Here is a 23,647-nt window from a genome sequence, read left to right on the forward strand (position 1 = left end):
GGGCGCCGCGCCCCCTACTCGCAGCGCGGCAGCTCGCCCTCGCCGGTGCGGATGGTCTCCAGGGCCGCGACCGCGTCGTCGAGGGTCTCCACCCGGACCACCTCCAGTTCGCCGTAGGCGGCCGACTGGGCGACCTGGGAGCAGCTGTCGGCGGCCACGAGGAAGTACTCGGCTCCGTCGCGCTGGGCGCTGACCATCTTCTGCGGGATGCCGCTGATCCCGCCCACCTGGCCGTCGGCGGTGATGGTGCCCGACCCGGCGACGGCCGCGCCGCCGGTGAGGCCCTCCTCGCTGAGCCGGTCCATGATCCCGAGCGCGAACATCATGCCCGCGCTGGGCCCGCCGATGTCGCCGATCGTGATCTCCACGTCCACGGGGAAGTCGGTCTCGTCGGCGATGAGCACGCCGATCGCGGCGCCGCCGGAGTCGCCCTCCTCGCTGGCGACCTCCACCTCGACGGTCTCGCCGTCGCGCTCCAGGGTGAGTCCGACCGGGTCGCCGGGCTCGCGGTCGCCGACCATCTCCACGACCGCGGCGCTGCCGGCGGGGACGTCGGGGTCTCCGCCCCGGGTGGGCACCGGCTCGCCGTCCACGGCCACGACCGTGTCGCCCGCCTCCACCACGCCGTGCGCGGGCATGCCCTCGAGGGTGCCGCTGACCACGGGGACCGCCTCGTACTCCATGCCGAGCTGGGTGAGCGCGGCGGCGGTGGCGTCGGTCTGCGAATCGTTCATCTGCACCGTCTGGCGCTCGGTGACCTCCTCGGGCGTGCGCCCGGCGGGGAAGAGCAGCTCCTCGGGCAGGACCGCCTGGGTGGGCGAGAGCCAGGCGGTGACGACGGTGAGGAAGTCGAGCCGGTGCCCGGGCCCGCCCGCGTACTGCACGGTCACCATGGACAGGGTGCCGTCGTGCTCGTAGCTGTCGGCGCCCTCGATCTCGATGACCTGCCCGCGGTCGGTCCGCCCGACCGTGTTGACGGTCAGGCCCGGCGCGGCGACCAGGTAGGGCACGGGCAGGTGGAGGCTGCCGATCCCGAGCCCGACGAGGAGGACGAGCGCGACAACGAGGGTCATGGCACGACGAAGCATGCTCCCCAGCCTATTGCCGCGTCCGGACCGGCGGGGGTCCGCCCTTCCTCCCGCCCTCCCGCCCGCCGTGGGCGGTCAGGGGGCGCCCACCCACTCGCTGCGGCCGTCCTCGAAGTCCTGCTGCTTCCAGATGGGTACCTGGGCCTTGAGGTCGTCGATGAGGCGGCGGCAGGCCTCGAAGGCCTCCTGCCGGTGCGCGGCGGCGGCGGCCACGACCACCGCGATGTCGCCGATCTCCAGCTGGCCGACCCGGTGCGTCGCGGCCATCCGCACCACGGGGCGGCCCGGGACGGAGGTGTCGCTGAGGACCTTCTCCATGACGACGCGCAGCTGGGCCTCCACCGTCGGGTGGGCGGAGTAGGCCAGGCGGGCGACGTCACGGCCGTGGTCGTGGTCGCGGACGGTGCCGACGAAGACCGCGGTGCCGCCCGCGCGCGGGTCGGAGACCGCGGCGAGGACCTCGTCCACCGACAGGGGGGTGTCGCGTACTGACGCGAGAGTGATCTCTTCCACGTCATGACCGTATCAACCGCTTGTTCCCCCATGTGGGGACACGGGTGCGCGTTCCGACGCACGCGCACGGGCTCCGGGCCAGGGGGGCCGGGGGGTGCGTCGGCGCGCCGTCGATACGCGTGCCACGCGGCCCCGGACCTCACGCCCCCTTGCGTTTGCGCAGGTGGCGGATGGCGGCGGCGGTGCCGATGGCCGCCGCGGCGGCTCCGGCGGCGCCCGCGGCGGTGATGGTGACCTCCTTGCGGCCCAGGCTGCGGCCGACCAGGGCGGGCCTGCCGCTGCGGGACTCCAGCAGGGCGGCCAGGGCGGACTCGTTGTCGTGGGCGGGCTTCCACCCGGCCTCGCGCAGCACCGCGCAGTCCACCACGCACGGGTAGACGAGGAACTTCAGCTCGCCCTCGGCCGCCGGGGTGATCCGGGCCTGGTGGAGGCGGCGGACGGCGCCGAAGGCCAGGTTGGCGGGCACCTCGAAGTGCTTCATCCCGGCGACGGCCTCCACCTCGTCCTGGGTGAGGGAGCCCTCGCTGGCCACGGCGACCACGCCCTCGGGCCCGTCCACCCCGTGCAGGGCGCAGAAGGCCAGGGCACTGACCAGGTCGTCCTCGTGGCAGAACTGCCAGTGCTGTTCGTGCCCCTTGACGGTGAGCAGGCGCGGGGCGGAGAAGTGGCGGCTGAGGAGGGTGTCGAGCCCGGGCCCCACGAGCGGGGCGGGGCGCACGACGGTGACGGCGAGGCTGGGGTGGGCCCGGCGGGCGCGCTCGGCGAGGGCCTCGATCTCGGCGAAGTCGCCCATGAGCCCCTCGCTGTTGTCGGACACGCGCGGCGTGTTCTCCGCCAGGGGCAGGGGGCTGTCGGGGGCGGCCCCGTAGACCATGGTGCTGGTGACCAGGATGACGCGGGGGACCCCCGAGGCCGCGGCTGCGGTCAGGACCGTCTGGGCCGCGCGGATGTTGTGCGCGCGGCGCCGCGCGGGCCGGGTCTCCAGGGAGCGGTCGTCGGCGGTGTGCACGAGCACGTCCACCCCGCCGAGGCGGGAGACCAGCCCGGGGTCGCACACGTCGGCGATGCGCCAGGTGACGCCGCGCAGGTCGGCGAGCTCGGAGTCGATGGCGACGACCTCGCGCAGGCGCGCGGAACTCTCCGGCGCGGCCAGGCGTTGCACGAGGAGCCGGCCCACCCCGGAGGCGGCACCGGTGACAGCGACCACCGTGCCCGCTCCCACGGAGGGGCTGTGCTCTGGGCGAACCTGGCTGCTTTCGGTATTCACTCCGGGCGACTCCCAGCTAACGTGACAGTGGAGACCAAACCTAATCCTGCCTGAGGTCTGATTGTGAGCGACCTGCCATTCGGTTTCAGCATGCCGAACGATCCCGATGACGAGTCCGGACGCCGTTCTGGCGACTCCGGCTCGGGTGCCGGCAGCGGCGGCCCGGGCGGAGGAGGATCCGGAACGCCGGACGGCTTCCCGTTCGGCGACCCGCAGCAGATGGCCAACATGCTGCGTCAGTTCGCCGACATGATGTCGGCCCAACCCGATCCCGCTTCCGGTTCCGGCGGCGACCAGAGGTCGTCGTCCGGTGTGAACTGGGCCATGGCCAAGGACGTCGCGCGCCAGACGGTCGCCCAGGAGGGCGACCCGAGCGTCCCGGCGTCCGACTACGCCAGGGTCGAGGAGGCCCTGCGCCTGGCCGACCTGTGGCTCGACCAGGCTACCGACCTGCCGTCGGGCGTCCACACCGCCCAGGCATGGAGCCGGTCGGAGTGGATCGAGCGGACGATGGACTCGTGGGCGCAGCTGTGCGACCCGCTGACCAGCAAGACCGTCCGCTCGATGGGGCAGAACCTGCCCGAGGAGATGCAGTCCGTGGCCGGTCCGCTGCTGGGCATGATCCAGCAGATGGGCAGCATGATGGTCGGCCGCCAGGCGGGCCAGGCCGTGGGCGAGCTGTCCCGCGAGGTGGTCGGCACCGCCGACATCGGACTGCCCCTGGCCGGTGAGGGCCGTGCGGCGCTGCTGCCCTCCGGCGTGGCGCGCTTCAGCGAGGGCCTGGAGGTCCCCGAGGACGAGGTGCGCCTGTACCTGGCCGCCCGCGAGGCGGCCGTGCACCGGCTGTACTCGCACGTGCCGTGGCTGCGCTCGCACGTGTCCCGGCTGGTCAACGAGTACGCGGACGGGATGTCCTTCGACATCAGCGGTCTGGAGGACCGGCTCGGTGAGATCGACCTCACCAACCCCGAGGCGCTCCAGGAGGCCCTGGGCGGTGTCGGGGGCGAGGGACTGTTCCAGCCCGAGGACACCCCGCAGCAGAAGGCGGCGCTGGCCCGGTTGGAGACCACCCTGGCGCTGATCGAGGGCTGGGTGGCCACCGTGGTCTCGTCCGCGGTGTCGGGCCGTCTGCCGCAGGCGGACGCCCTGGCCGAGGCGACCCGGCGCCGCCGGGCGACCGGCGGGCCCGCCGAGCACACGTTCGCCGCCCTGGTCGGCCTGGAGCTGCGCCCGCGCCGCCTGCGCGAGGCGTCCGCGCTGTGGTCCGCCCTGGAGGAGGCGCGCGGTGTGGAGGGCCGGGACGCGGTCTGGGAGCACCCGGACCTGATGCCCACCGGCGACGACCTGGACGATCCGGAGGCCTTCGTGCGCGGGGGCGGTGACGGGTTCGGCGACGCCGACTTCGACATCTCCTCGCTGACCGGGGACGCTCCCGGCCGGGAGAGGGCGGGGACCGACGGGGACGCGTCCGGGGAGGGTCCCTCCGACGAGGGCGCCCCCGGCGGTGACCGGGACGGCGACGGGGACGACGACCGGCGAGAGGGCGCGTAGGTGTCGCTGCACGCGGACGCCCGGGCGGTGCTGGGCGCGTGGACCGCGCCCGACGCCCGGCAGGAGGAGCTGCGCCGCTCCTACCTCGACCACCTGGACGCGCACGGGGACGCGATGTGGCGCTCCTGCCTGCCCGGCCACGTGACGGCCAGCACGGCGATCATCTCCGCCGACGGCTCGCGGGCGGTGCTCACCCTGCACCGGATCCACCGGATCTGGTTGCAGACCGGCGGGCACTGCGAGCCGGAGGACGCCACCCTGGGCGCGGCGGCGCTGCGCGAGGCGACCGAGGAGTCGGGCATCCGGGGGCTCACCCTGCTGCCCGAGCCCGTCGGGCTGGACCGCCACGCGGTGCCCTGCGGGGGCGGCAGCTTCCACCTGGACGTGCAGTACGCGGCGGTCGCCCCCGAGGACGCGGTGCTGGTGCGCGACCCCGACGAGTCGGCCGACCTGGGCTGGTTCCCGGTGGACGACCTGCCCGAGCCCTCCGACGAGGTGTGCCGTTCGCTGGTGCGCGCCGCCGCCGAGGCGGTGGGGCGCCGCCTGCGGGCGTCCGACCGCCCCCTGGGCGCGGACCCGGGCACGCGCTGACCTGAGAAGCGGCGGCGTGCTGGAGGGGGCGCCAGCCCCGTCCCGGCGGTCCCACGGCACACGACGGCCCCGACCCGGTCACGGGTTCCAACGGTCCCCGCGGCACCCCGGATTCCGGGGTGCCGCGGGGACCGTGGTTCTTTGGGGGGCCGAAGGCGGGGTCCTTCGGGGCGCTGGACCGGGAGGACGGCGGTGTCCCGGGCGGGGCCGTACGCGTCGGGTCAGCCGCAGTTCGTGGCGTAGCGCTCGGTGGCCTGGTTGCCGATGAGCCCCCGCCAGTCGACGCAGGAGCCGCTGGCGTACACGTACACCGGACCGGCGTAGTAGCTGTACTCGCCCGTGTCCGACACGAACGAGTTGCCGTCCCCCGCCCGGCGCAGGCCCGCGCTCATGGGCATGGCGAAGCCGTCGCTGTCGGCGCTGCGGACGGTGACCACGCAGTTGTAGCCGTTGGAGCTGTTGTAGGTGAGGAACACGGTTCCCAGGTCGAAGCGGATCGGGGCCGAGTTGACCACCGAGTAGCCCGAGCCGCAGGCGCCGTTGTAGGCGGCGGCGCTGGCCGGAGAGGCCGTGACGACACCGGCGGCCAGGAGCGTCAGGGTCGCGGCGGCGGTAGCCAGGGTCTTCTTGAGCGTCCTCATGGGGGTGTCCGTTCCGGTTCGGTGGGGCCCGTGGCCCGCGTGACCGCAGAAAAATACCCCGAAACACACGGGAAAAGGAAAGCGATAAAGGCGGAAAAGGCCTTTTGTCCCTGTCCGTATCGGTGACAGCTCCCGCCCCACCGTCGCGCGGCCGGGCTCACTCGTCGAAGGCGACCTCGGCGGCGTCGAGCTCCTCCTCGTCCTCCCCGACTCCGAAGGGGTCGTCGGACTCGGCGCGGGAGGCGGCGCTGAAGCCCTCCAGGTAGCCGCGGGCCCGCTCGGCCTTGGGGTAGCGGCGCACCAGGTCCCAGAACTCCCGGCCGTGGTGCGGGATGAACAGGTGCGCGAGTTCGTGGATGAGCACGTAGTCCACGACCCAGGAGGGCATTCCGGCGACGCGGCGGGAGATGCGGATCGTGCGGGTCTCGGGGGTGCACGACCCCCAGCGCGAGTTCTGGTTGTCCACCCAGCGCACGCTCTCGGGGAGTTCGGTGCCGTCCAGATAGCGGCGGGCCAGTTCGAGCGCGCGCTCGTGGAGTTCGGCGTCGCCGGGGTTGCGACGCCCCTCGCGGGCTTCGAGTCGTTGCAGCATGCGGCCCACCCAGCGCTTTTCCTCTGCGCGGGAGAACGTCGCGGGCACGAGGACGACCGTGGTGTCCCCGTCCCTGTAGGCCGACACCGTGCGTCGGCGACGAGGACTGCGTCGTACCTCGATTTTGGTGTTCGAGGGCACGAAGTTTACGGTAGCCGAGCGAGGCGCTCCAGCACAGGTGTGTCCTGTCCTGTTATGTCGCCGATCTTGCGTCTTCTCCGGATCCCGGAACGTCACCGAAAAACACGTTCCCTTAGCACATTCCGCCCTGACCAGGGTCCTTTTTCGGCTGTGGGACGGGCCACGGAGGGGCCCGCCGAGATGTTCCGGTGCTCTTTCGGATACACAAAAGAGACCGGACGGTGACCCTCGGAGGAGCCCCGCCCGGCCCCGTGATCAGCTCAGGGCGCCGTGCGTCCCGTCACGTCAACACAGACGTGACCACGCGATTTCCATGAGCGCCTGTTCGGCACGGCGCTCCTCGCGCTGGCGGGCGCGCAGCTGGCGGGCGGTGAGCCTTCTGCCCTGCTGTTCACGCGTTTCGACGTCGGTCCGCTCGACCACGCGCATGATTTCCATCATCATCATCCGTCTTCGTCCTTCGGGTCTTGTGGGGGTCGGGTGAGGCTGTGGCTGGAACGGTCAGGCCGCGACCGGGGCGGGGTTCTTCCGGGGGCGGCCCCTGGGGCGCTTGCGCGCCACGACCTGTCCGGAGACGAGCAGCTGCCCGCCCCAGACGCCCCAGGGCTCACCGCGCTCCAGAGCGTCGGCCAGGCACTGCTCCCGCACGGGGCACGCGCCGCAGACGGCCTTGGCCGCCTCGACGTCGGCGGGCGCCTCGGCGAAGAACAGGTCGGGCTCCAGGCGGCAGGGAACTTCGGTGTCGCCCAGCCAGGGCGTTTCCAGGACCGACGCAAGCATCGGTGCCCTCCAAGATCTTTGATCGTTTCGTACAACGCGGTCGGTGACTGGTCACCGGAACCGGTCCGGTGGGGGACCTGGACTTGCGATGCCGCCGCCCTCTCCCTCGTCCCTGGGGGACGGGGAGCTGGCGAAGATACAAAGAAAGCCGCGGCCCCTGTCGGGGTCCGCGGCCACGGTCGAAGCTCTCGGCCTGTCCTGCTCTAGGCCGGAATCCTCCGTGGACACTCCCCCGATGCGCCATACGGGCGCTGGGTAGCTTCTGCTGCGTGCTTCGTCTGGCGCTTGCCGCGATCAAGGGCGAGCCCGGACTCGACGGACACACCACTGCCGTCGCCGAGGACGGTCCGCTCGACCTGGGACACCATCAACGGGGAGCGGGACCCGGGGACCCCGGTGCCGCCGTTGCCGATGGTGGCCTCGCCGAAGAAGGCGAAGACGTCCGTGTGACCGCGCAGGAGGTTGCCCTGAACAGCGGTCGGGGACAGCTGACGCGACGGCATGGCGAAGCCGGCGACGAAGCCTGTGGTCTCCGTGATGCTGGTCATTGGATCGGGCACCTCCTTCACTTTCGGGCGGCGGGATCTTGCACCCGCGCCGGGAGCGGTCATTGCGACGGGGTACACACTATGGTCTGGCGCGGAAAGAGGGCAACCCATTTTTGACCTGCGCAAACGTCCGCATCCGGTCAGGGGTTCGCGGGAATGCCGCGGCGCCCGGAAGCGTTGCCTTTGGGCATCCCCCGAGCGCCCTGCCGACACCCCGCCCGCGACGCGGGGAGGCCCCGGCCACGGCGGGCGGCCTGAGCAGCCTCCTCCGTCCCGACGTCCGGGGCGGGGCGGCGGTTGCCCGCCGTGGTGCCCGGAAGGGCGCCCGGGCCGGCCTCATCCGCCGTGATCTCGTACGCACGGCGAGGCCGGATGCTCCGACCTCGCCCCAGGTACAGGATCACCGCAGGTCAAAACCCCCGCTTCGCACCGGCTGCGGTTCCGGCCGGTCCGCTAGAACGGTTCCGGAAGGGTGTCGGACCAGCCCTCGGCGTCCACCACCCGGATCAGTCCCTCCTGCACCACCGAGCACACGAGTTCGCCCTCGCGGGTGTAGACCAGCCCGCGCGCCAGACCGCGGGCGCCCTGGGCGGTCGGCGCCTCCTGCGCGTACAGCAGCCACTCGTCGGCGCGGAACGGCCGGTGGAACCACATCGCGTGGTCCAGGCTGGCCATGGAGATCCCCGCGAAGGAGCGGCCGTGGCGCAGCAGCACGGTGTCCAGCAGGGTCATGTCCGAGGCGTAGGTCATCAGGCACACGTGGGTGAGGCGGTCGTCGGGCAGTTCGCCGTCCACCTTGAGCCACACCGGGTTGTTGGCGGTGCGCAGCCGCGGGTCGCGCTCGGCCTCGTAGGACAGCGGCCCCACCGGGCGCAGCTCGATGGGGTGCCAGCGCACGAACCCGGGCACGCGGCCGAAGGCCTCCTGCAGGCGCTCGCGCGTGCTCGGCAGCTCCTCCGGCGGCGGGACGTCGGGCATCGGGATCCGGTGGTCCAGGCCCGGCTCCTCCTTGTGGAAGGAGGCCGACAGGGTGAAGATCGGCTTGCCGTGCTGGATGGCCACCACCCGCCTGGTGGTGAAGGAGCGGCCGTCCCGGACGCGGTCCACCTCGTAGACGATGGGCACCGAGGGGTCGCCGGGGCGTATGAAGTACGCGTGCAGGGAGTGCACGTAGCGTTCGGCGGGGACGGTGCGCCCCGCCGCGACCAGCGCCTGGCCCGCGACCTGGCCGCCGAACACCCGTTGGGGGCCCTCCTCGGGGCTGCTGCCCCGGAAGATGTCGTCCTCGATCCGCTCCAGGTCCAGCACGGTCAGCAGGTCGGCGAGGGACTGGCCCCGCGCCTGCGCGTCGGCGCTCTCACTCATCCGCCGTTTCCTCCCCCTCGTCCTCGGTCCGGCGGTCCATGACGTCCGCCGGGTCCGCGCCCGCCACCAGCGCCAGTACCGCCTCACCGTAGCGATCGAGCTTGACCGCGCCGACACCGGACACCGCCGCCAGCTGGGTGAGGCTGCCGGGCTCCTGCTCGGCGACGGCCTGGAGGGTGGCGTCGGTGAAGATCACGTAGGCGGGCACCTTCTGCTCCTGCGCGCACGCGCGGCGCCAGTCGCGCAGCCGCTCCAGCAGGGCCTCGTCGTAGCTGGAGGGGCAGTCCAGGCAGCGGCCCAGCTTGCGCTCGGCCGCGTCGGTGAGGGTGGCCGAGCACACCCGGCAGCGGGTCACGCCGCCCTTGCGGCGCTCGGCGCGCCGGGAGGCGGTGGACGGGGAGGCGGGGCGCAGGCCGTCGAGGAAGCGGGAGGGCTTGCGGGTCTTCCTGCCGCCGGGCGAGCGGGCCAGGGACCACGACATCGCCAGGTGCTCGCGGGCCCGCGTGACGCCCACGTAGAACAGGCGGCGCTCCTCCTCCACCTGCTCGTCGGTCTCGGCGTAGATGATCGGCATCATGCCCTCGGTGAGGCCGACCAGGAAGACGGCGTCCCACTCCAGGCCCTTGGCCGCGTGCAGGGAGGCGATGGTGACGCCCTCGAAGCCGGGCGCGTGCTCGGTGGCCATGCGCACGTCGAGCTCGTCCACGAGGTCGGCCATGGTCACCGGCGTGCCGTCGGGCCTCGGCGCGGCGGCCATGTCCTCGGCCAGCTGGGCCAGCGCGGCCAGCGACTCCCAGCGTTCGCGGGCCTGGCGCCCCTCGGGCGCGCTCTCGGTCAGGCCGAGCTGTCCGAGCAGCTGGCGGACGGTGCGCACCAGGGGCTCGGCCTCCTCCCCCGCCGCCCCGTGCCGGGCGCCGCGCAGGGTGTGCACGGCCTGCTTGATCTCGGGGCGCTCGAAGAACCGGGTGGTCCCGCGCATCGTGAACGGCACGCCCTCGTCGGTCAGCGCCTGCTCGTAGGAGGCCGACTGGCCGTTGGTGCGCACCAGCACCGCGATCTCGCTGGCCGGGGTGCCGCCCTCCAGCAGGACGCTGATCTTGCGGGCGACCCCGGTGGCCTCGGCGGGCTCGTCGTCGTACTCCTGGTACATGGGGTCGGGGCCGTCGGGGCGCTGGGCCTGGAGGGTCAGGTGCTGGGCGGAGGTCGTGCCGCGCGCCTGGGCGATGACGTGGTTGGCCACCCGCACGACCTGGGGGGTGGAGCGGTAGTCGCGGACCAGCTGGACCACGGTGGCGTGCGGGTAGCGGGCGCCGAACCCGGTCAGGTAGCCGGGGGTGGCCCCGGCGAAGGAGTAGATGGTCTGGCTGGGGTCGCCGACCACGCACAGGTCGTCGCGGTCGCCCAGCCAGGCGTCCAGGAGCAGGCGCTGGAGCGGGTTGACGTCCTGGAACTCGTCGACGACGAAGTACCGGTACTGCTCGCGCACGCGCTGGGCGATGGCCGGGTACTCGGTGATCATGCCGGCGGTGAGTTCGAGCATGGACTCGAAGTCGAGGAGGTTGTGCTCGCGGCGCAGGTCCTCGTAGGCCTCGAAGACCCGGGCCACCTCGCCCGCGGGCAGCGGGGGCTGGCGGCCCGCCTTGACCACGGCCTTGTCGTAGTCGGTGGGGCGCACCTGGGTGACCTTGGACCACTCGATCTCGCCGGCCAGGTCGCGCAGGCCGTTGCGGTCGGGCTGGAGGCCCACCGAGTGGGCGGCGCGGGAGACCACCGGGAGCTTGCTCTCGATGAGGGTGGGCTTCTCGCCGCCCACGACCTGGGGCCAGAAGAAGGAGAGCTGGCGCAGGGCGGCGGCGTGGAAGGTGCGGGCCTGCACACGGGGGGCGCCCAGGGCGCGCAGCCGGCCGCGCATCTCCCCGGCGGCGCGCGCGGTGAAGGTGACCGCGAGGACCTGCTGCTCGGCGACCACACCGCTGGAGACCGCGTACGCGATGCGGTGGGTGATGGCCCGGGTCTTGCCCGTCCCGGCACCGGCCAGGATGCACACGGGGCCGCGCAGCGCGCGTGCGGCCTGGGTCTGCTCCGGGTCCAGTCCCTCCAGGACGCGGTCGGGATCCATGGTGCTCCTGCGTAGGGTCGGGGTGGATGGGGTCCCAGTCTCTCAAGTATCGGCCGTGACGGGGAGCGGATCGGACCCCGCGCCCGCCGCCGGGGCCGCGGGAGGCACATCAGACATTCCAGAACCAGTTGGTCCTGTGAGGCGTCCCACGTTGTGTCACGCGGTCCCGGGAAGCGGTCCGGTCCCCTCGGTGTTGAGATGACCGGACCGACCCATCGACCGTAGACGAGAGAAGGACGTGAGCGACATGACGAGCGCGGCGACCGAACAGTTCACGATGTACACCACCCCCTGGTGCGGGTACTGCAAGCGGCTCAAGAGCCAGCTCGCCCGCGAGGGGATCACCGGTCGTGAGGTGAACATCGAGGAGCACCCGGAGGCCGCGGAACTGGTCATGAAGGCCAACAACGGCAACCAGACGGTTCCGACGCTGGTCTTCAGTGACGGTGCGGCGATGACCAACCCGTCGCTCGCTCAGGTGAAGCAGAAACTGGCCGAGCTGTCGTAGGACGGTACGCGGGCCGCGGGCCGCGCCCCAGGGCGGGTCCCGCGGCCCGCACCGCGGGGCCCGCCTTCGGCGGTGCACCTCCGACGGCGCTCGGGTCACCAAGGACTCGGACGATGACGACGGGGAGTGTGGAGTTGGGGGAGGACATGAGGCCTCATGACATTGCGGTCGCCGACACGGTGGACACCGGTGTGGTCCGCCGCACCCCGGCCGGGTGGCGGGTGGGCGACGGCGAGGAGGTGCCCGACCTGGTGAGCGCGATGGTCCTGGCGGACCTGCTGACCGGCGAGTCGGGGACCCGGACCCCGCGTTCCCAGGCGCCCGGCCGGGCCCCGGAGGGCGCTTCGGAGGTGGAGCGGCTGCGGCACACCATCGCGCAGCTGGAGCACGCGCTTCAGTCGCGCGTGGTGGTGGAGCAGGCGATCGGGGTCCTGGCGGAGCGGCACACGATGGCGCCCCGCGAGGCCTTCGAGCGGCTGCGCTCCTCGGCGCGCTCGCGCGGGCGCAAGGTGGCGGACCTGGCGCGGGACGTGGTGGAGAGCAGCACGAGCCCCCTCACCGTGCTGCCCGACGAACTGGGCGCCTCCCCCGGTTCGCGCTAGCGCGGCGACGGGCCGGGCGGGGCCCCGAGCCAAACCCTGAGAAGGCCCCGGCCCCGCCCCGGGCGCGCCCCCGTTCCCCGGAACCGGCCCCGCGGGCGGCGGCCCCGGCCGCCGCGGGGCCGGGAGCGGCCGTCGGTCCGGGGTCACCAGCCGCCGGGGAGCTCCGCGCCGTACCAGTGCTCGATGAGGGTGCGGGCGATCGAGACCCGCCCCGGCAGCGCGATCTCCTCCGCGTGCACGGCCTCGGCCAGTTCGGGGCGGGTGAACCACCGGGTGACGCCGATCTCGTCGTCGGTGCGCTCGGTCTCGCCCACGGCCCGCGCGGTGTAGCCCACCATCAGGCTGCGCGGGAAGGGCCAGGGCTGCGAGGACAGGTAGCGCGGGCGCTCGACCACGATCCCCGCCTCCTCGGCGACCTCGCGGACCACGGCCTGCTCCAGCGACTCCCCCGCGTCCACGAACCCGGCCAGCACCGAGAAGCGGCGGGCGTCCCAGTTCGGGTTGTTGCCGAGCAGCATCTCCTCGCGGCCGTCGCGCTCGCGGTGCACCAGCATGATCACCGCCGGGTCCATCCGGGGGTACTGCTCGGTGCCCTCCCGTTCGCACACGCGCACGTGCCCGGCCGCGGCCGGGGTGGTGCGGGAGCCGCAGCGGGGGCAGAACCCGTGGGTGGCGTTCCAGTTCGCGAGGGCGACGGCCCGGGTCATCAGCCCGGTGTCGCGGTCGCCCAGGAGCGCGCCGATCTCGCGCAGGGAGGCCGGGGCGGTCCGTTCGGTGGCGGTGAGCTCCCGGCCGGAGCGGACCGCGAAGTAGGCGTCCCGTCCGTCGGTGCCCAGCAGGTAGCGCTCGCCCTCGGGCGCCTCGTCCGGGGGGACCAGGACCAGTTGGGGGTCGTCCCCGGTGGTGATCAGGGCCCGGGACTGCTTGGCCATGACGGCCCGCCAACCGTGGGTGACGGGGTCCCCGCCCTCCAGGACCAGCACCCGGGTGCCGGGGGCCGCCCACGCCTCGGCCAGCCACTCCCCGTCCAGGCGCCGGTGCGCGGCGGGGTCGACGGAGAAGCGGGAGAGGGAGGGAATCGCGTCGGCGTCCATGGGTCCTTCCGGGTCGGCGGGCCGCCTGGCGGGGCCCGTGTCCACAACGTGCATAACACCCGTCGGGGCCGCGCGCATCCTGGCGCGGCCCCCGTGCGGGGCGGGTCCCCCGTGGGCGGGTCGGCACCGTGCGCGGAGCGGGCCCCGGCGCCGCGCGGTCACGGCTCAGCCGAGGCCGCCGAGCTCCTCCCACAGGTACGCGGCGCTCTCGGCCCCCTTGAGCAGCAGGGGGATCTCCACCTTCTCGTTGGGGGCGTGGATGCGGTCCTCGTCCAGGCCGACGGCGAGGAAGACCAGCGGCGCCCCGAGGATGTCGGCGATGTCGGCCTCGGGGCCGCTGCCGCCCTCGCGGGTGAACAGGACCTGGGTGCCGAAGGCGCGCTCCATGGCCGAGCGGGCCGCCTTCAGCGCGGTGGAGGACAGGTCGGAGGCGCAGGCGCGCACGCCCGGCCCGCCGAACTCCGTCTCGGCGCGCAGGCCCTCGGGGACGGCCGCCTCGACGTGGGCGCGGACGCGGTCCTGCACGTGCAGCGGGTCCTGGCCGGGCACCAGGCGGAAGCTGACCTTGGCGTGCGCGGAGCGCGGGACGATGGTCTTGCCGCCCGAGCCGGTGTGGCCGCCCCACATGCCGTTGATCTCGGCGGTCGGGCGCAGCCAGATCCGCTCCAGCGTGCTGTAGCCCTTCTCACCCCAGGTGGCGGTGGAGGCGGCGGTGGCCAGCCACTCGCGCTCGTCGAAGGGCAGCCGGGAGATGAGTTCGCGCTCCTCCTGGCTGGCCTCGACGACCCCGTCGTAGAAGCCGGGGACCGCCACCCGGCCGTCCTCGTCGTGCAGGCCGGACAGCAGGTCGCTCATGGCCTTGAGCGGGTTGGGCACGGCGCCGCCGAAGGAGCCGCTGTGCAGGTCTCGCTCGGGGCCGTACAGGCTGATCTCCACGTCGGTGACGCCGCGCATGCCCACGCACATGGACGGGGTGTCGGCCGCCCACATGGTGGTGTCGGAGATGACGACGACGTCGCAGGCCAGGCGGTCGCGGTGGGCGCGCATCAGGTCGGCGAAGTGGACCGAGCCCGACTCCTCCTCGCCCTCCACGAGCAGCTTGACCGTGACGGGCGGGGCGTCGGCGCCGGAGGCGGCCAGGGCGGCGCGCACGCCGAGGGCGTGGAAGAGCACCTGCCCCTTGTCGTCGGAGGCCCCGCGCGCGAACAGGGAGGTGCCGCGCTCGGTGGGCACGAACGGGTCGGTCTCCCACTCCTGGACCGGGTCGACGGGCTGGACGTCGTGGTGTCCGTAGACGAGCACCGTGGGGGCGTCGGGGTCGGCGGCGGGCCACTCGGCGAACACGGCGGGCAGGCCGGGGGTCTGCCACACCTCGACGGTGGGGAAGCCGGTCGCGGTGAGGTGGTCGGCGAGCCACCGGGCGGAGCGGACCACGTCGGGGTGGTGCGCGGGGTCGGCGGAGATGGAGGGGATCGCCAGCCACTCCTTGAGGGAGGAGACGAACTCGTCCCGGTGTGCCTCGATGTGGGCGCGTACGTCCATGGGACCGTCCTTGCTCGACGTCGTTGTCGGGAACGAGCCTAGGACCTGCGTGAACCGTCCCGGCACGCGGCCCAGGAGCCCCGCACGCCCGTCCCCGGCCCGCTCCGGGGGGGGCTCCGCCGCCCGGACGGCCCGGCGGCGGAGCCGCGGGGGCCGGGGAACTCTTCGGCTCACGGGACACTCGAAGGTGCAGGGGCGGGACGCGCCCGCCCGCCGACGAGAGGAATGCACGTGGACACCGTTCCCGCCACCGCGGTCGCCGAGAGGTTCGGCCGCCTCTTCGACACGCTGGACACCGACCGCGACGGGGCCATCACCTGGGACGACTACCAGCGCCTGCTCGACCGCTACACGAAGGGGTACGCGCTGGACCTGAGCGACCGCCGGGCCCAGGCCGTCCACGCCTCCTACCAGATGCTCTGGCTGGAGCTGCTGCGCCACGGCTCGCCCACCCGGGCGCGGCTGGACCGGGAGGCGTTCGTCGCGGCGATGCACGCGGCCTCCGAGGACCGCAGCCGGTTCAACATGACCGAGGGCGTGGCCGAGGCGGTCTTCGACCTGCTCGACACCGACGACGGCGGGTCGATCAGCGAGGCGGAGTACGTCCGGTACGCCGAGGTCCTGGGGGCCTCCTCCTCCGACGCCCTGGACCGGTTCAGGGCCCTGGACACCGACGGCGACGGGTTCATCGGCCGCGCGGAGTTCGTCCTGTCGGCCCGGGAGTACCTCTTCGGCGAGGACTCCCATGCCCCGGGCGGTTTCGTCTTCGGCGTGATCTGAACCCTCCCGCCGGTCCCGCGCGCGGTTCCTCCGGCACGCGGGACCGGCGGCCCCGCTGCCGGGGAAGGGCACGAACGCCACGACCAGGGCCAGGAGGAAGCCCAGGACCAGGCAGCCCAGCGTGGCGGTGACCGCGATGAACACGGTGGTGGCCAGCGCGGACCGGAAGGACTCCGAGCCCAGGACGTCGGCGTGGTGGGCGGGGGTGGGCCCGCCGCCGGGCGCGGTGACCGACTCCAGGGCGACAAGGACGAGCGGGTACAGGAACACCAGGGCGAGCAGCGCGACGGGCGGCACCGCCCACACCCACACGGGGAGGGCACGGGGCGCCCGGGCCGGGGCGCCCCCGCCCGCGGGGGGCGCGGACGCGGTGCCCGCCGGGGTCGGCGCGGTCCGGACGCTCACGAGGCCTCCTCATCCGGCAGCAGGACGGCGTCCCGGCGGGCGAAGCCGAGCGTGACCGCCGCACCGGTCTCGGGCGGGGTCCGCATCTCCCGGAGTTTGGCGGTGACGGGGACGCCGTCGACCAGGGCGGTGATCCGGTGGGTGGAGCCGCGCCACTGGACGTCGGTGACCCGGCCCTCCAGGGTGTGCTCGCCCCCGCCGAGGGTGAGCCGGTGCGGGCGCAGGCACACGCGCAGCCCGTCACCGTCGCCGGTGCCGGGCGGCAGGTCGCCGGGGTCGGCCTCCAGGGCGGCCCCGCAGCAGTGCACGCGCCCGTCGGCCAGTCGGGCGGGCAGCAGGTTGGCGCCGCCGACGAAGCGGGCGGTGAACGGCGTCCGGGGGCGCTGGTAGAGGCGCTCGGGCGTGTCGCAGTCGCGCAGCCGGGCCCGGTCCAGGACCGCCACCCGGTCGGCCGGGGTGAGCGCCTCGCTCTGGTCGTGGGTGACGTACAGGATCGTGACGTCGGGCAGTTCGCGGTGCAGGCGGGCACTCGATCAATTCACAAATTCGCCAGACAAGCAGCGGCGGCTGAGCCTGCCCTCCAGCAGGAGGTCGCGCAGCGCCTGGCGGACCGTCTCGCGGGCCGCGCCGAAGCGCTCGGCCAGCTCGCGTTCGGTGGGCAGCGGCTGGCCCACCACCAGCCCGGACACCAGCTCGGTGAGCTGTATCCGGACCGCGTAGTACTTGGGGACGCGCCCGTGCTCGGGGACGCCCGCGCGCACGGGGGCGCCGCTGTCCTGGGGGATTCCTGGGATCGACACGCGGGTCATTGTCCACCACACCGGTGAACGGACGGCGACCCGCGGCGGTGGCGGACCTCTCACCCGGGTTCGGGGACGGCCTCGATGAGCGCGGCCAGCCCCTCGGCGTCGAGCAGGTCCGCGGGGCGCACGGTCAGGCCGGCCCGCACGTAGTGGAAGGCGGCGCTCACCTCCTCCAGGGCGACCCCGGCCAGGTCGGCCCAGGCCAGCCGGTAGGCGGCCAGCTGCACGCCCACGGCGCGGCGCTCGGGGCCGTTGCCGGGCGGACTCCCCGTCTTCCAGTCCACCACGTCGTAGCGGCCGGAGGCGGGGTCGTGGAAGACCGCGTCCATGCGCCCCCGCACGAGCCGGTCGCCGATGACCGTCTCGAAGGGCACCTCCACCTCGACGGGCACGCGCGAGCCCCACTCGCTCTCCTCGAAGCGGCTCTGGAGGTCGGCGAGGTCCTCGTCCTGACCCGCCGTCTCGTCGGCGGCGCCGGGCAGCTCGTCCAGCAGGGCGGCGCGCTGGCCGAACCGCTGCTCCAGCCAGGCGTGGAACGCGGTGCCCCGGCGCGTGTGCGGCGCGGGCGGGCGCGGCAGCGGCCTGCGGATCTGCCGGGCCAGGGCGGAGGGGTCGCGGGCCAGCCACACCATGGACGACACCGACAGGTGCGCGGGCAGCTCGACCTCGACCGTGCCGTTCCCGGTCCCCGGCCCCTCGGCGCGGCGGTGGGCGAGCAGCAGTTCGGTGTCGCGCTCCCAGCCCCCGATGCGGCGGCGCAGCCCGGGCGGCGGCGCGGCCTCCTCCGCGGGGTCGGCCTCCCCCGCGAGCAGGCGGGCGCGGGCGCGCTCGACCATGGCCGCGCCCTCGGCGATCTGGGCGCGGCGGTCGCGCGGCCGGTCCGGTTCGGCGCCCTCCTCCGGGGGGCCGGAGCCGTCGTCCTCCCGCGGCGGCCACACGGCCGTGCCGTCGTCCTCCTCCTCGTAGGGGTTGTCGTCGGGGTCGGGTCTGGGCTCCCAGTGCTCGACCTTCCCGGCGCCGCCCTCGCAGGCGAGGCGGATCTCCTCCAGGAACGGGGAGGGCCCGCGCTCGCTCGCGGCGTCGGTGCCCCACCAGTGGCCGGTGCACAGCAGGGCGAAGGAGGCGCGGGTGACGGCGACGTAGGCCAGCCGCCGCTCCTCCAGCAGGTGGCGCTCGCGTTCGGCCTCCTTGAACGCGTCGATGCCCTTCTTGTCCACCGCCAGGAGTTCGGGCAGGTTCTGGCGGTCGCCGCGCAGCCGGTAGGGCAGCAGGTGCTCGCCCTTGATCCACATGTCGCCCTCGGACAGGCTCGTGGGGAACAGCGGGGCGTACTTTCCGCCGCTGACGCCGGGCACGACCACCACGGGCCACTGGAGCCCCTTGGAGGCGTGCACGGTCATGAGCTTGACGGTGTCGCTCCCGCCGACGCGCTCGCCGGGGGCCAGGCCGCTCTCCCGTTCCGAGGCGGCCCTGAGGTAGCTGAGGAAGCTGCCGAGGGTGGGGTCCTCGCTGCTCCCGGCGAAACGGACCGCGTGGTCGACGAAGGCGTCCAGGTCGGCGCGGGCGGACAGGGGGTCGCGGCCGCTGCGGGCGCCCACCTCGATGTCCAGGCCGAGCATCCGCTCGGTCTCGGTGACCAGGTCGGGCAGCGGCTGGCCCACGAGCTTGCGCAGGGAGCGCAGCTCCTCGGCGAGGCGGCCCAGGCGCTCGTAGGCGGTCGCGGAGTACCTCTCGGCGGGGCCGGGGTCGTCCACGGCGTCCACCAGGCTGCCGCTCTCGGCGGTCAGGTCCAGGACCGTGCGGCGCAGGATGTCGTCCTCGGCGCTCTGCTCGGGCTCGGGCGCGGTGAGGTCGCGCCGGGTCTGGCGGGCCAGCTCGGCGGCGCGGGCCCCGAGGGCGGCCAGGTCGCGCGGGCCGATCCGCCAGCGCGGCCCGGTGAGGAGGCGGGCGAGCTCGTTGCCCGCGGACGCGTCGTGGACCACGCGCAGGGTGGCGATGATGTCGCGGACCTCGGGCACCATCATGAGCCCGCCCAGGCCGACCACCTCCACCGGGATGTCCAGCGCCTCCAGGGCCTCCCGGATGGCCGGGAACTGCGAGCGCTTGCGGCACAGCACGGCGACGTCGCCGGGGCTGACGCCGCCGTCCGCGGCGCCGCCCGACTCCCCCGGCGGCCAGGGCAGCCCGTCGGGGGCGGTCGTGGCGCTGCCCGCCCGGCCGGGGGCGGCGCGCAGGTAGCCGGCGACCTGCTCGGCGATCCACCGCGCCTCCTCCCGCTGCCCGATGAACAGACCGGTCCGGACGGCGCCGCGGCCGCGCCGGGCCGGGCCGGGGTAGAGCACGGGCACCTCGGCGCTCTCCGCGCGCAGCGGCTCGGAGATGTGCTTGGCCACCTCCAGGATCCTCTCGCCGTTGCGGAAGCTGGTGGCCAGGCGGCGCACGGACGCGGCCCGGCCCGGGGCGGCCGGGAAGTCGTTGGGGAAGTTGGCGAGGTTGGCGGCGATGGCCCCGCGCCAGCCGTAGATGGACTGGCAGGGGTCCCCGACGGCGGTCACCGCGTGGCCCTCGCCGAACAGCGCGCGCAGCAGCACGAGCTGGGCGTGGCTGGTGTCCTGGTACTCGTCCAGCAGCACCACGCGGAAGCGGCCCCGCTCGATGAGGCCGACCTCCGGGTGGTTCTGGGCGATGCGCGCGGCCAGGGACACCTGGTCGCCGAAGTCCATGGCCTCGCGCACGTGCTTGGCGTGCTCGTAGCCCTCCACGAGCGGCAGGAGCTGTTCGCGGCGCAGCTGGGCGTTGAGCAGGTTGCGGGTGGGCACCGCGGGTTTGCGCGGCAGGGCGTCGACGGCCGCGCGCAACCACCGGCCGATGCCGCGCACCTGCTCGGTGGTGGTGAGGTGGTCGGCGATCTGCCCGGACAGCTCCAGGACCCGGCGGGTGACGGTGTCGGCCCCGACCGTGATCAGGTCCATGGGGCCGTCGTACTCGCCGACGACGCGGGCGGCGATCTGCCAGGCCTGCCCCTCGCTGAGCAGGCGGGAGGTGGGCTCGACGGCCTCGCGCAGGGCGTGGTCGGCGACGATGCGCCCGGCGTAGGCGTTGTAGGTGGACACGGTGGGCTCGCCGTCGAGCAGCTCCTCGGGCAGCTGTTCGGTGGCGCGCAGCTGCTCCAGGCGTTTGCGCACGCGCTCGGCCAGCTCTGCGGTGGCCTTGCGGGTGAAGGTCAGGCCGAGGACCTGCTCGGGGCGCACGTGGCCGTTGGCGACCAGCCACACCACGCGCGAGGCCATGGTCTCGCTCTTGCCGGACCCCGCGCCCGCGATGACCACGCCCGGCTCCAGCGGGGCGCAGATGACCTCGGACTGCTCGGCGGTGGGCTCGGGCTGGCCGAGGAGGCGGGCGAGCTCCGGGGGCGAGAAGCGGGGAGGAGAAGCGGGAGCGGGTTCGGGTTCGGGGTGGGGGCGGGACGGGGACCGGCGGGGGTGGGGGTGGGGGTGGGTTTCAGACATGTCTGCCCTCGTCCTGAACCGGGCAGCAGGCGCGCACGGCGCACGACCTGCATCCCTTGTTGCGTGTCGCGGTGAAGCGGGACCCGCCCATGCCGGTGGCGACCTCGCGCACCAGCGTCCCGGCCCATCCGGGATCGGGGTCCTCGCTCAGGGGCGGCTGGGGTTGTTCCCGGGCCTTCTGGATCTTCTCGCCGACCTGCACGAGCGCGGCGCCGCCCGGCTCGGTGAGGCCGAGCTTGGCGAAGGCGCCCTTGAGCACGGCCATCTGGTAGACGCCGAGCTGGGGGTGGCGGGCCAGGTCGTCGGCCTTGTTCTTCCCGGTCTTGATGTCCACGACCACGGCCCTGCCCTGGTCGTCGCGTTCGAGGCGGTCCACGCGGCCGGTGATCTCGATGCCGCCCACGTCCACCCGGAAGCCCTCCTCGGTGACGACGAGTTCGCGGTCGTTGGCGGCCTCCCAGTCCACGAGCTTGCGGACCATCGTGTCGGCGCGGTCGCGCTGCGCCCTGGCCTGCCAGGGGCCGCCGAAGTCCAGGTCGGCCCAGATCTCGTCCATGCGCCCGCTGATCTCGTCGGGGGTGCTGCCCTGGGCGACCAGGACGGCGACCGCGTGCACGACGGTGCCCAGGGCCGAGGCGGAGTCGCCGGAGGAGGCCCCGGCGGCGCGTTCGAGGAGCCAGCGCAGCTGGCAGTTGGTGAAGCTCTCCACCTGGGAGGGCGAGACGCGGATGGTGTCCTCCTCCTCGGCCAGGGGCCGGTCGTCGGTGAAGGGGGTGAGCGCGTACCACTCCGCGGGGTCGGCGCCGCGCACGCCCTCCTCGGCCAGGCGGGCCAGGTGGGTGGCGGCGGCCTCGCGCAGCGGTTCGGGCGCGCCGGGGTCGGTGACCACCGAGCGCAGGTCGGCGACGAGCGAGGGCAGGGACAGCCAGCGCAGACCGGTGCTGACCGGCTCGGGCTCGCCCACGCCCATCTCGGTCAGGAAGCGCGAGGGCCGCTCGTCGGTGTCCTCCCCGCCCACGGCGGTCACCACCAGGGTGCGGCGGGCGCGGGTGAGGGCCACGTAGAACAGGCGGCGCTCCTCGTCCAGGAGTTTGGAGGCCAGGGCCGCTCCGGAGGAGTCGGCGGAGTGCACGTCGGTGTCCACGAGTTCCTCCACGCCGAGCAGGGAACCGCGCAGGCGCAGGTCGGGCCAGTCGCCCTCCTGGGCTCCGGCGACCACGACCAGGCCCCACTCCAGGCCCTTGGAGCGGTGGGCGGTGAGGATGCGCACCGCCTCGCCCTCGGGCGCGCGCTCGGCGAGGCTGTCGCCGGGGATCTCCTGGGCGGCGAGGTCCTCCAGGAACCCCGCGGGGCTGCCGGGGGGCAACCGGTCGCAGTAGCGGGCGGCGCTCTCGAACAGGGCGACCACGGCGTCCAGGTCGCGGTCGGCGGCGGCGCCCCGGCGGCCCCCGGCCAGGCTGGCGCGCAGCAGGCGGTCGGCCAGGCCGCTGTCGCGCCACAGCTCCCACAGGACCTGTTCGGCGTCGGCCCCCCTGGCGTTCAGGTCGCGGACGGTGCGCAGCGCCTGGGCGACACGGGTGGCGGGCGCGGCGACCTCGGGGTCGACGAGGGTGAGCTCGGCCGGGTCGCGCAGGGCGTCCACGAGCAGCTGTGAGGAGGGCCGGTAGGCGCTGCCCCCCTCGGGGTCCGCCTCCTCCCGGGCGCCTTCCCGCGAGGCGTCCCCTTCCGGGGCGCCGCCGTGGGCGCGGTCCAGGTCCAAACGGCGCAGCGCGCGCACGAGCCTGCGCAGCCGTACCGTGTCGGCCTCGCCGAAAGGGCTGGTGAGCAGTTCGCGCGCGGCGTCGTCGTCCAGCTCGGCCGGGGCCAGCCCGTAGCGGATCAGCGCGAGCATGGGGCGCACGATGGGCTCGGCGGCCACGGGCAGGTCGTCGGCGCCGACCGCGACCGGGACCGAGGCGGCGGTCAGGGCGCGGCGCAGCACCGGCAGCTGGCGGGTGGAGGAGCGCACCAGCACGGCCATGTCCGACCACGGGACGCCGTCCACCAGGTGGGCGCGGCGCAGGGTGTCGGCGATGACCGCGGCCTCCTGGGCGGCGCTGTCGGCCAGCAGCACGCGGACCTCGCCGTCGGGCACGCCCTCGGCGGGGGCCAGGTCGCGGTGCTCGTTGACGTGGCCGCGGGCGGAGGCGACCGCGGGCAGGCGGCGGGTCAGGCCGCGCGAGGCCGACAGCAGGGCGCGGCCGCTGCGGCGGCAGGTGCGCAGCGCGACCACGGGCGCCTCGGTGCGCCGCGCGGTCGGGAAGCGGCGCGGGAAGTCGAGGATGCCCCGCACCTCGGCGCCGCGGAAGGCGTAGATGGACTGGTCGGGGTCGCCGACCGCGACCAGGTCGCGGCCGTCCCCGGCCAGGGCGCGCAGGAGTTCCTCCTGGGCGGGGTCGGTGTCCTGGTACTCGTCGACGAACACCGCCTCGTGGGTGGCGCGCTCGCGCTCGCGGACCCCGGGGTCGGAGAGCAGGTTGGCGGCGACGCGCACGAGTTCGGCGTAGTTGAGGGTGGGCACCGGGGCGATGTCGAACCGGCCGGTGTAGCGGTCCAGGAACCCGGCCGCGGCCACCCAGTCGTCGCGGTCGCGGTCGCGGCCGAGCGCGGCCAGCTCGTCCGGGCCCATGCCGCGTTCCTGGGCGCGCATGAGGAAGTCGCGCAGCTCCTCGGCGAACCCGCGGGTCTCCAGGGCGGGGCGCAGGCGCTCGGGCCAGTCCGCGGCGCCGTCCAGGGCCTCGCCCCGCAGGAGTTCGCGGACCTCCATGAGCTGCTCGGGTCCCGAGAGCAGGCGCGGCGGCAGGTCGCCCATGCGCTGGAACTCGCGCCGGATCAGGGCGTAGGCGTAGCTGTGGAAGGTCAGGGCCAGCGGTTCGCGGGTGGTGCGGCGCAGCCGGGCGGTGATGCGCTCGCGCAGCTCCTGGGCGGCCTTGCGGCTGAAGGTGAGCACCAGCACGCGCGAGGGGTCCGTGCCCCGGTGGTCGATGCGGTCCACGACCGACTCGACGATCGTGGTGGTCTTGCCTGTCCCGGGACCGGCGAGCACCAGCAGGGGCCCGCCCTCGTGCTCGACCACGCGCCGCTGGTTCTCGTCCAGCACCGGCGGCGGCTGCACCTGGTGGGCGCGCCGCACGAGACGGTACGGAGATGTGTTCACACCCCCCAGTTC

21 protein-coding genes are annotated in these 23,647 nt (G+C 74.2%); 5 read left to right on the forward strand and 16 right to left on the reverse strand.

Features of this window, described 5'->3' with window-relative positions:
- Positions 1 to 14: 14 nt before the first annotated feature.
- From EV372_RS05265 to EV372_RS05275, 3 genes are all read right to left on the reverse strand, one after another.
- A complete protein-coding gene (locus EV372_RS05265) occupies positions 15 to 1,073 on the reverse strand; it encodes a YlbL family protein (protein WP_130398766.1) in 1,059 nt (352 codons plus the stop codon).
- A 90-nt stretch (positions 1,074 to 1,163) separates the two neighbouring features.
- Positions 1,164 to 1,601 carry a molybdenum cofactor biosynthesis protein MoaE gene (locus EV372_RS05270; protein ID WP_013154803.1) on the reverse strand — a complete coding sequence of 146 codons (438 nt, stop codon included), beginning with the start codon at positions 1,599 to 1,601 and terminating at the stop codon, positions 1,164 to 1,166.
- Positions 1,602 to 1,740: 139 nt separating this feature from the next.
- A complete protein-coding gene (locus EV372_RS05275) occupies positions 1,741 to 2,808 on the reverse strand; it encodes an NAD-dependent epimerase/dehydratase family protein (RefSeq protein ID WP_130395085.1) in 1,068 nt (355 codons plus the stop codon).
- A 123-nt stretch (positions 2,809 to 2,931) separates the two neighbouring features.
- Between EV372_RS05275 and EV372_RS05280 the strand changes: the two genes are divergently transcribed.
- Together EV372_RS05280 and EV372_RS05285 are read left to right on the forward strand one after the other, a co-directional pair.
- Complete coding sequence (locus EV372_RS05280; RefSeq protein WP_130395086.1) at positions 2,932 to 4,419, forward strand: zinc-dependent metalloprotease; 1,488 nt, start codon at positions 2,932 to 2,934, stop codon at positions 4,417 to 4,419.
- Positions 4,420 to 5,010, forward strand: a complete 591-nt coding sequence (locus EV372_RS05285; RefSeq protein WP_130395087.1) for an NUDIX hydrolase — start codon at positions 4,420 to 4,422, stop codon at positions 5,008 to 5,010. It begins immediately after the preceding gene.
- Between the two features lie 221 nt (positions 5,011 to 5,231).
- Here EV372_RS05285 and EV372_RS05290 read toward each other — a convergent pair whose 3' ends face one another.
- From EV372_RS05290 to EV372_RS05315, 7 genes are all read right to left on the reverse strand, one after another.
- Complete coding sequence (locus EV372_RS05290) at positions 5,232 to 5,651, reverse strand: spore-associated protein A (RefSeq protein WP_130395088.1); 420 nt, start codon at positions 5,649 to 5,651, stop codon at positions 5,232 to 5,234.
- A 157-nt stretch (positions 5,652 to 5,808) separates the two neighbouring features.
- A complete protein-coding gene (locus EV372_RS05295; protein WP_130395089.1) occupies positions 5,809 to 6,384 on the reverse strand; it encodes a M48 metallopeptidase family protein in 576 nt (191 codons plus the stop codon).
- A 285-nt stretch (positions 6,385 to 6,669) separates the two neighbouring features.
- Positions 6,670 to 6,831 carry a hypothetical protein gene (locus tag EV372_RS28990; protein WP_165435964.1) on the reverse strand — a complete coding sequence of 54 codons (162 nt, stop codon included), beginning with the start codon at positions 6,829 to 6,831 and terminating at the stop codon, positions 6,670 to 6,672.
- A gap of 54 nt (positions 6,832 to 6,885) precedes the next feature.
- A complete protein-coding gene (locus EV372_RS05300) occupies positions 6,886 to 7,164 on the reverse strand; it encodes a WhiB family transcriptional regulator (protein WP_013154809.1) in 279 nt (92 codons plus the stop codon).
- A gap of 203 nt (positions 7,165 to 7,367) precedes the next feature.
- Positions 7,368 to 7,712: a hypothetical protein gene (locus EV372_RS05305; RefSeq protein WP_130395090.1), complete on the reverse strand. Its 345-nt coding sequence runs from the start codon at positions 7,710 to 7,712 to the stop codon at positions 7,368 to 7,370.
- Positions 7,713 to 8,165: 453 nt separating this feature from the next.
- Positions 8,166 to 9,077: an acyl-CoA thioesterase II gene (gene tesB / locus EV372_RS05310; RefSeq protein WP_130395091.1), complete on the reverse strand. Its 912-nt coding sequence runs from the start codon at positions 9,075 to 9,077 to the stop codon at positions 8,166 to 8,168.
- The gene (locus tag EV372_RS05315; RefSeq protein ID WP_130395092.1) at positions 9,070 to 11,196 is read right to left on the reverse strand and encodes an ATP-dependent DNA helicase UvrD2; all 2,127 of its coding nucleotides are present in this window, start codon (positions 11,194 to 11,196) and stop codon (positions 9,070 to 9,072) included. Before EV372_RS05315 ends, tesB begins: the two co-directional genes overlap by 8 nt.
- Before the next feature lie 247 nt (positions 11,197 to 11,443).
- On the opposite strand from EV372_RS05315, the gene EV372_RS05320 reads away from it, so the two are divergent.
- Both EV372_RS05320 and EV372_RS05325 read left to right on the forward strand, forming a co-directional pair.
- Positions 11,444 to 11,704, forward strand: a complete 261-nt coding sequence (locus EV372_RS05320; protein ID WP_019608149.1) for a mycoredoxin — start codon at positions 11,444 to 11,446, stop codon at positions 11,702 to 11,704.
- 146 nt (positions 11,705 to 11,850) lie between these two features.
- The gene (locus EV372_RS05325) at positions 11,851 to 12,306 is read left to right on the forward strand and encodes an ANTAR domain-containing protein (RefSeq protein ID WP_174546883.1); all 456 of its coding nucleotides are present in this window, start codon (positions 11,851 to 11,853) and stop codon (positions 12,304 to 12,306) included.
- A gap of 143 nt (positions 12,307 to 12,449) precedes the next feature.
- Here EV372_RS05325 and nudC read toward each other — a convergent pair whose 3' ends face one another.
- Both nudC and EV372_RS05335 read right to left on the reverse strand, forming a co-directional pair.
- Complete coding sequence (nudC, locus tag EV372_RS05330) at positions 12,450 to 13,400, reverse strand: NAD(+) diphosphatase (protein ID WP_130395093.1); 951 nt, start codon at positions 13,398 to 13,400, stop codon at positions 12,450 to 12,452.
- 165 nt (positions 13,401 to 13,565) lie between these two features.
- On the reverse strand, positions 13,566 to 14,942 hold the full coding sequence (locus EV372_RS05335) for a dipeptidase (protein WP_130395094.1): 1,377 nt from the start codon (positions 14,940 to 14,942) through the stop codon (positions 13,566 to 13,568).
- A 225-nt stretch (positions 14,943 to 15,167) separates the two neighbouring features.
- Here EV372_RS05335 and EV372_RS05340 point away from each other — a divergent pair, with 225 nt between their 5' ends.
- The gene (locus EV372_RS05340) at positions 15,168 to 15,722 is read left to right on the forward strand and encodes an EF-hand domain-containing protein (protein WP_130395095.1); all 555 of its coding nucleotides are present in this window, start codon (positions 15,168 to 15,170) and stop codon (positions 15,720 to 15,722) included.
- A 401-nt stretch (positions 15,723 to 16,123) separates the two neighbouring features.
- On the opposite strand, the gene EV372_RS05345 is transcribed toward EV372_RS05340, so the two are convergent.
- From EV372_RS05345 to EV372_RS05360, 4 genes are all read right to left on the reverse strand, one after another.
- A complete protein-coding gene (locus EV372_RS05345; RefSeq protein WP_253794891.1) occupies positions 16,124 to 16,570 on the reverse strand; it encodes a TOBE domain-containing protein in 447 nt (148 codons plus the stop codon).
- Positions 16,571 to 16,660: 90 nt separating this feature from the next.
- Entirely contained in the window at positions 16,661 to 16,936 is a 276-nt protein-coding gene (locus EV372_RS05350) for a GntR family transcriptional regulator (RefSeq protein ID WP_372497228.1), read from the reverse strand.
- Between the two features lie 50 nt (positions 16,937 to 16,986).
- On the reverse strand, positions 16,987 to 20,439 hold the full coding sequence (locus EV372_RS05355) for an ATP-dependent helicase (protein ID WP_130395096.1): 3,453 nt from the start codon (positions 20,437 to 20,439) through the stop codon (positions 16,987 to 16,989).
- Complete coding sequence (locus EV372_RS05360; RefSeq protein WP_197044490.1) at positions 20,432 to 23,611, reverse strand: ATP-dependent DNA helicase; 3,180 nt, start codon at positions 23,609 to 23,611, stop codon at positions 20,432 to 20,434. The genes EV372_RS05355 and EV372_RS05360 overlap by 8 nt, the downstream gene beginning before the upstream one ends.
- Between the last annotated feature and the right edge of the window lie 36 nt (positions 23,612 to 23,647).

The organism is Nocardiopsis sp. CNZ308 (genome assembly GCF_004217075.1).